7 protein-coding genes are annotated in these 6,731 nt (G+C 70.4%); 5 read left to right on the top strand and 2 right to left on the bottom strand.

Translation table 11 applies throughout. The features are described 5' to 3' along the window. The first annotated feature begins 71 nt into the window (after positions 1–71). The 5 genes from ACEU5R_RS26565 (at position 72) to ACEU5R_RS26545 (ending at position 5,161) form a co-directional block, all read left to right on the top strand. Positions 72–1,661 (top strand): MFS transporter, encoded by a 1,590-nt coding sequence (locus ACEU5R_RS26565; RefSeq protein WP_392412733.1) that lies wholly within the window; start codon positions 72–74, stop codon positions 1,659–1,661. Positions 1,662–1,753: 92 nt separating this feature from the next. Next, positions 1,754–2,458 carry a pirin family protein gene (locus ACEU5R_RS26560; RefSeq protein WP_392412731.1) on the top strand — a complete coding sequence of 235 codons (705 nt, stop codon included), beginning with the start codon at positions 1,754–1,756 and terminating at the stop codon, positions 2,456–2,458. A gap of 29 nt (positions 2,459–2,487) precedes the next feature. Beyond that, positions 2,488–2,766, top strand: a complete 279-nt coding sequence (locus ACEU5R_RS26555) for a XapX domain-containing protein (RefSeq protein ID WP_392412730.1) — start codon at positions 2,488–2,490, stop codon at positions 2,764–2,766. Between the two features lie 38 nt (positions 2,767–2,804). Beyond that, on the top strand, positions 2,805–4,691 hold the full coding sequence (locus ACEU5R_RS26550; protein ID WP_103271825.1) for an amidohydrolase: 1,887 nt from the start codon (positions 2,805–2,807) through the stop codon (positions 4,689–4,691). An 11-nt stretch (positions 4,692–4,702) separates the two neighbouring features. After that, entirely contained in the window at positions 4,703–5,161 is a 459-nt protein-coding gene (locus ACEU5R_RS26545) for a DoxX family protein (protein ID WP_103271826.1), read from the top strand. On the opposite strand, the gene ACEU5R_RS26540 is transcribed toward ACEU5R_RS26545, so the two are convergent. Both ACEU5R_RS26540 and ACEU5R_RS26535 read right to left on the bottom strand, forming a co-directional pair. Next, positions 5,052–6,542, bottom strand: a complete 1,491-nt coding sequence (locus tag ACEU5R_RS26540; RefSeq protein WP_392412729.1) for an AtzE family amidohydrolase — start codon at positions 6,540–6,542, stop codon at positions 5,052–5,054. The two genes, ACEU5R_RS26545 and ACEU5R_RS26540, sit on opposite strands and share 110 nt — an antisense overlap. Continuing rightward, positions 6,539–6,721: a DUF4089 domain-containing protein gene (locus ACEU5R_RS26535; RefSeq protein ID WP_392412727.1), complete on the bottom strand. Its 183-nt coding sequence runs from the start codon at positions 6,719–6,721 to the stop codon at positions 6,539–6,541. Before ACEU5R_RS26535 ends, ACEU5R_RS26540 begins: the two co-directional genes overlap by 4 nt. Positions 6,722–6,731: the final 10 nt, after the last annotated feature.

The raw sequence follows: 6,731 nt of genomic DNA, 5'->3' as shown, positions 1-6,731 counted from the left end.
GACTCTTTTCCGAACACCGCAGGCGGCGCGATGAACGCCCCTGGCGACCCCAGACGATCCAGGAGCGTTCCATGCCGCACGGCAACACCCCTAATCCGGCAGGCAGCTTCGCGCCGCTGCGCCAGCCCGTGTTCGCCGTGCTGTGGGCGGCCACGGTGCTGGGCAACGTCGGCAGCTTCATGCGCGACGTGGCCAGCTCCTGGCTGGTGACCGACCTGTCGGCCAGCCCGACCGCCGTGGCGCTGATCCAGACCGCCGCCACGCTGCCCATCTTCCTGCTCGCCATACCGGCCGGCGTGCTGTCCGACATCCTGGACCGCCGCCGCTTCCTGATCTTCGTGCAGCTGCTGCTGGCCTCGGTCAGCGGCACGCTGCTGCTCCTGTCGCACACCGGCGCGCTGACGGTCGACTACCTGATCGCGCTGACCTTCGTCGGTGGCATCGGCGCGGCGCTGATGGGGCCGACCTGGCAATCGATCGTGCCCGAGCTGGTGCCGCGTGCCGATCTCAAGGGCGCGGTCGCGCTCAATTCGCTGGGCATCAATATCGCCCGCGCCATCGGCCCGGCCGCCGGCGGCCTGATCCTGGCCAGCTTCGGCGCGGCCGTGACCTACGGCATGGACGTGCTCAGCTATGTGTTCGTGATCGCCGCCCTGTTGTGGTGGAAGCGTCCCGCCGCCGCCGACAGCGCGCTGTCGGAGAACTTCCTGGGCGCGTTTCGCGCCGGCCTGCGCTATACGCGGGCCAGCAAGGAGCTGCACCGCGTGCTGCTGCGCGCCGCCGTGTTCTTCCTGTTCGCCAGCGCGGTGTGGGCCTTGCTGCCGCTGGTGGCGCGCCAGATGCTGGGCGGATCCTCGGGCTTCTACGGCGTGCTGCTGGGCGCGGTGGGCGCGGGGGCGATCCTGGGCGCGCTGCTGCTGCCGCGCCTGGACAAGCTGGACGCGGACGGCCTGGTGCTGCTGGCGTCCTTGGCCAGCGCGGCCGTGATGGCGGCGCTGGTGTTCGCGCCGCCCAAGTGGCTGGCCGTGCTGCTGCTGGTCGTGCTGGGCATGGGCTGGATCACGGCGCTCACCACCTTCAATAGCGTGGCCCAGGCCATCCTGCCCAACTGGGTGCGCGGCCGTGGCCTGGCGGTGTACCTGACCGTGTTCAATGGCGCGATGGCGGCGGGCAGCCTGGGCTGGGGCCTGGTGGCGCGCGAAATCGGCGTGCCCTACGCGCTGGCGGCCAGCGCCGCCGGCCTGGTCCTGGTCGCGCTGCTGTTCCACCGCGTCCGCCTGCCGGTGGGCGAGGCCGATCTGCAGGCGTCGAACCATTGGCCCGAGCCGCTGGTCGCCGAGCCGGTGGCGCACGATCGTGGCCCGGTGCTGGTGCAGGTGGAATACCGCATCCGTCAGGCCGACCGCCCCGCCTTCCTGGCCGCCATGAAGCGCCTGTCGCAGGAGCGCCTGCGCGATGGCGCCTATGCCTGGGGCGTGGTCGAGCATACGGGCGACGCGGAGCGGGTGGTCGAATGGTTCTTCGTGGAATCCTGGGCCGAGCATCTGCGCCAGCATCATCGCGTATCGCACGCCGACGCGGACCTGCAAGCCGAAGCGCTGCGCTTTCATGTCGGGCCGGACAAGCCCGAGGTGCATCACTTCCTGGCCTTGAAACACTGACGCCACGGTGCCGGACCGGCGGCAAGGCATGGGCAGCAGCTACCGGTTCGGCGCATCGAATCCGCACACTTCCGACTTCCAGAGGCCCTCTCATGATCGAACGCCGTCCTCTCGCCAGCCTGGGCCATGCACATCGCGGCTGGTTCGACGTGACGCATCATTTCTCGTTCGCCGGCTACCAGGATCCCGCGCGCATGCGCTGGGGCGCGCTGCGCGCCTGGAACGACGAGACCCTCGCGCCGGACTCGGGCTTTCCGCCGCTGCTGCATACGGATGTGGAGATCATCACCTGCGTGCGCCTGGGCGCGCTGACGCACGAGGACGACCTGGGCAACCGGGGCCGCACGCGGGCCGGCGACGTGCAGGTCATGAGCGCGGGCAGCGGCCTGACCCATGCCGAGTTCAATATGGAGGGCGGCCCGGCCCGCGCGGTCCAGATCTGGATCGAGCCGGACCGGCGCGGCGCGCCGCCCAGCTGGGGCAGGAAGACCTTCGCCCGCGATGCCTGCCACGGTCATTTCCTGACGCTGGCCAGCGGCATCGCCGGCGACGAGGATGCGTTGCCGATCCGTAGCGATGCCCGCGTGCTGGCCGTCGCGCTCAAGGCGGGCGAGGCGGCCACCTATCGGTTCGCCGGCGGTGCGCGTCGCGGTTATCTGGTCGCGTCCAAGGGGCGGCTGACCGTCAATGATGTATCGCTCGAAGATGGCGATGGCGCCGCCATCCGCGACGAAACCACGCTGCGCATCACGGCGCTGGATGATGTTGAAGCCTTGCTGGCGGACACGCTGGCATGAACCGCAATTGTGAATGGACGACTATCCAAATGAAGATCTATCTGCTATCCCTGGGCGCCGGGCTGCTGGTCGGCGTGGTCTATAGCCTGTTGCAAGTGCGTTCGCCCGCGCCGCCGCTGGTGGCGTTGGTCGGCCTGCTTGGCATCCTGGTGGGCGAACAGCTGATTCCGGTGGGCAAGCATATGCTCAACGGCTCGGCCTTCGCCGCCGCCTGCGACAAGGAAAAGACCGTGAGCCATCTGTTCGGGCAGCTGCCCGGCCGGCAGGCCCGGCCCCAACGCCAAGACCAGAACACCGACCAGGGTTGAGCCTTCGCGCCCCTGCCCGATTCCAAGGAGAAACCGCCATGACCACCGCCACGCCGGACGTCATCTTCCACAATGGCCGCATCACCACGCTGGACCGTTCCCGGCCGCGGGCCAGCGCCGTCGCCGTCAAGGACGGCCGTTTCGTCGCGGTTGGCGACGATGCCGAGGTGCTGGCGCTGGCCGGCGCCGGCACGCGGCGCGTCGACCTGAAGCGCCGCGCCGTCCTGCCCGGCCTGTACGACAACCACACGCACGTGGTGCGCGGCGGCCTGAACTACAACATGGAGCTGCGCTGGGACGGCGTGCGCTCGCTGGCCGACGCCATGGCCATGCTCAAGCGTCAGGTCGCCATCACGCCCGCGCCGCAGTGGGTGCGCGTGGTGGGCGGCTTCACCGAGCATCAGTTCGCCGAGAAGCGCCTGCCCACCATCGAGGAACTCAACGCCGTCGCGCCCGACACGCCGGTGTTCATCCTGCACCTGTACGACCGCGCCCTGCTCAACGGCGCGGCGCTGCGCGCGGTGGGCTACACCAAGACCACGCCCAATCCGCCGGGCGGCGAGATCCTGCGCGACGCGCAGGGCAACCCCACCGGGCTGCTGCTGGCCAAGCCCAACGCCACCATCCTGTACGCCACGTTGGCAAAAGGTCCGAAGCTGCCCTTCGACTACCAGCTCAATTCCACGCGCCACTTCATGCGCGAATTGAACCGTCTGGGCGTGACCGGCGTGATCGACGCCGGCGGCGGCTTCCAGAACTATCCCGACGACTATGCCGTCATTCAGCGGCTGGCCGACGACAATCAGATGACCGTGCGGCTGGCCTACAACCTGTTCACGCAGAAGCCCAAGCAGGAGAAGGAGGACTTCCTCAACTGGACCGCCAGCGTGCAGTACAAGCAGGGCACCGACTACTTCCGTCATAACGGCGCCGGCGAGATGCTGGTGTTCTCGGCCGCCGATTTCGAGGACTTCCGCGTCGAGCGGCCGGACATGCCGCCGGAAATGGAAGGCGAGCTGGAGGAAGTGGTGCGCGTGCTGGCGCAGAACCGCTGGCCCTGGCGCCTGCATGCCACCTATGACGAGACCATCGCGCGCGCGCTGGATGTCTTCGAGAAAGTCCATCGCGACACGCCGCTGACCGGCCTGAACTGGTTCTTCGACCACGCCGAGACCATCTCCGACAAATCCATCGATCGCATCGCCGCGCTGGGCGGCGGCATCGCCGTGCAGCACCGCATGGCCTACCAGGGCGAGTACTTCATCGAGCGCTACGGCGCGGCGGCGGCCGAGGCCACGCCGCCCGTCGCCAAGATGCTGGCGCGCGGCGTGAAGGTGTCGGCCGGCACCGACGCCACCCGCGTCGCGTCCTACAACCCCTGGGTGTCCCTGTCCTGGATGGTCACCGGCAAGACCGTCGGCGGCACGCGCCTCTATCCCGCGCGCAACTGCCTGGACCGCGAGACCGCGCTGCGCATGTGGACCGAGAACGTGGCCTGGTTCTCCAACGAGGAAGGCAAGCGCGGCCGCATCGAGCCGGGCCAGCTGGCCGATTTCATCGTGCCGGACAAGGACTATTTCAGCTGCGCCGAGGACGAGATCTCGTTCCTGACCTCGGACCTGACCGTGGTCGGCGGCCGCGTCGTCTACGGCGCCGGCGAGTTCGGTCCGCTGGACGACAACCCGCTGCCGCCCGCCATGCCGGACTGGTCGCCCACGCGCCTGTTCGGCGGCTACGCCGCCTGGGGCGATCCGGATGGCGCCGGCCGCAATTCGCTGGGCTATCGCAACATGGCGGCCTGCGGCTGCGCCAGCGCCTGCGGCGTGCATGGCCACGAGCATGCGCGCGCCTGGGGCGCGCAGGCGCCCAGCTCGGACCTGTCGGGCTTCTTCGGCGCGCTGGGCTGCTCCTGCTGGGCCGTGTGAGGGGCGCCGCCATGAATACACCTTCTGCATGGGAACGGCGGCTCGCCGGCGCGGCGCGTCCGCTGTTCGGTTCGGCCGCGATCCGTTTCCTGGCCTATCTGGGGCTGTGCGCCGCCTATCTGCAGGGCGGCCTGGTGAAGCTGACGGATTTTCCCGGCGCCCTGCGCGAGATGGCGCATTTCGGCCTGTCGCCGGCGCCGGTGTACGCCGTGCTGGTGATCGCGCTGGAGCTGATCGCGTCCGCCATGATCCTGACGGGCCGGCTGCGCTGGCTCGGCGCGGCGGCGCTGGCCCTCTTCACGCTGGCGGCGACCGGCATGGCGCTGCGTTTCTGGGAGCTGCCTGTCGGGCAGGAACGCTTCATGGCCGCCAATGCCTTCTTCGAGCATCTGGGGCTCGCGGGTGGCTTTCTGCTGGTGGCGTGGCTGGATTTGAAGGCGCCTGGGGGCGCAGAAACGGCGTCGGCATGACCTGTCGGACCGCCGCGACGCCAGCCCGCTCCAGCCGCCTGGCCGCCAGCAGGCAATCGCTCTCGCGCCACGGCGCGGCGATCAGTTGCACGCCCAGCGGCAGATGGGCGTCTGCGCCGATCCCGGGCCAGATGGGCGCGGCGCAGACGGGCAGGCCCAGGCAGGAGATGGGCTGCGTCAGCAGGCCCATGCTGGCGCGGGCCGGCAGGCACTGGCCGGCCAGCATCAGGTCCTGGGCGCCGATGGGCGTGGCGGGCACCGGCGTGGCGGGCGCGATCAGCACGTCGTAGCGCGCGAACAGCGCCAGCGCGTCGCGGTAGACGCGATGGCGCACCCGCTGGGCCTGCTGCACCCAGGCGGCGGGCACCAGGCTGCCCGCCACCAGGCGGTCGCGCGAATACGGCTCGTAGTAGTCGTAATGCGTCACCAGGCGGCGCCGATGCAGCGCGCCGCCTTCGGCGGCGGTGATCACGAACGCGGCGGCGCGCGCTTGCTGCGCGCCGGCCAGTTCGACGATATCGGCGGCATCGAGCGCGCGCGCGGCCAGTTGCACGGCCTGGCGCGCCTCGGGGCCGGCCCAGTGGGTGAAATAGCCGCCCAGCACGGCCACGCGCAAGGGGCGGTCCGAGGCCAGCGCCGCCAGCGTGGGTTCGGCCGGATACTGGGCGCAGGCCCCGTCTCCCGCGTCGGGGCCTTGCAGCGCGTCGTAGACCGCGGCCAGGCTCGTCGCGTCGGCCGCGAAGGGGCCTAGATGATCAAGGCTGCCGACAAAGGGGAACGAGCCGGTGCGCGGCAGGCGGCCGAAGGTCGGCTTCAGGCCGAACACGCCGCACAGCGAGGCAGGCACGCGGATCGAGCCGTTGGTGTCGGAGCCCAGCGTCAGCGGCACCAGGTCGCCGGCTACCGCCGCGGCGCTACCGCCCGACGAACCGCCGGCGATGCGGGCGGTGTCGTGCGGATTGCGGCAGGCGCCGTAGTGCGAGTTCTCTGTCGTGAAGCCGTAGGCGTGCTCGTCCATGTTGAGCGCGCCCACCAGCACCGCGCCGGCCTCGCGCAGCCGCGCCACCAGCACGGCATCGCGCCGCGCGGGCGGGTTGGCGGCGTTGACGCGGCCGCCGGCCAGCGTGACCTCGTCGGCGGTATCGAATAGGTTCTTGACCGCATAGGGCACGCCGGCCAGCGGCGGCAGGACTTCGCCTCGGGCGCGCCGCGCGTCGATGGCGGCGGCCTCCTGGCGGGCGCGGGTTTCGGTGACGCTGGTGAAGCAGTGGTAGCGCGGGTCGGCCTCGCGGATGCGCGCCAGCGTGGCTTCCAGCACCGCCGACGCGCTGCGCTCGCCGTCGCGGATCTGCCGCGCCAGGCCGAGGGCGACGCTGTTCACGGGCGGAACACCGAGGCCGACTCCAGTTCCACCGGCAGGGCCTCGTCGATGAAGGTCGAGGCGATGTCGTGGATGCGCGCGAATTGCTGCGTCACCTCGGCCGTGGCCGGCTCGCGCAGGGTATAGCCGGCCAGCGCCAGCGCGCTGCGCACGTATTGATCGATGGTTTCCTGGGTCATGGCGGATTGC

It is taken from the genome of Achromobacter sp. 413638, assembly GCF_043119405.1.
Taxonomy (GTDB): domain Bacteria; phylum Pseudomonadota; class Gammaproteobacteria; order Burkholderiales; family Burkholderiaceae_B; genus Achromobacter.
Note: the sequence above shows the minus strand (reverse complement) of the source record. Positions and strands in the feature narration are given on the sequence as shown.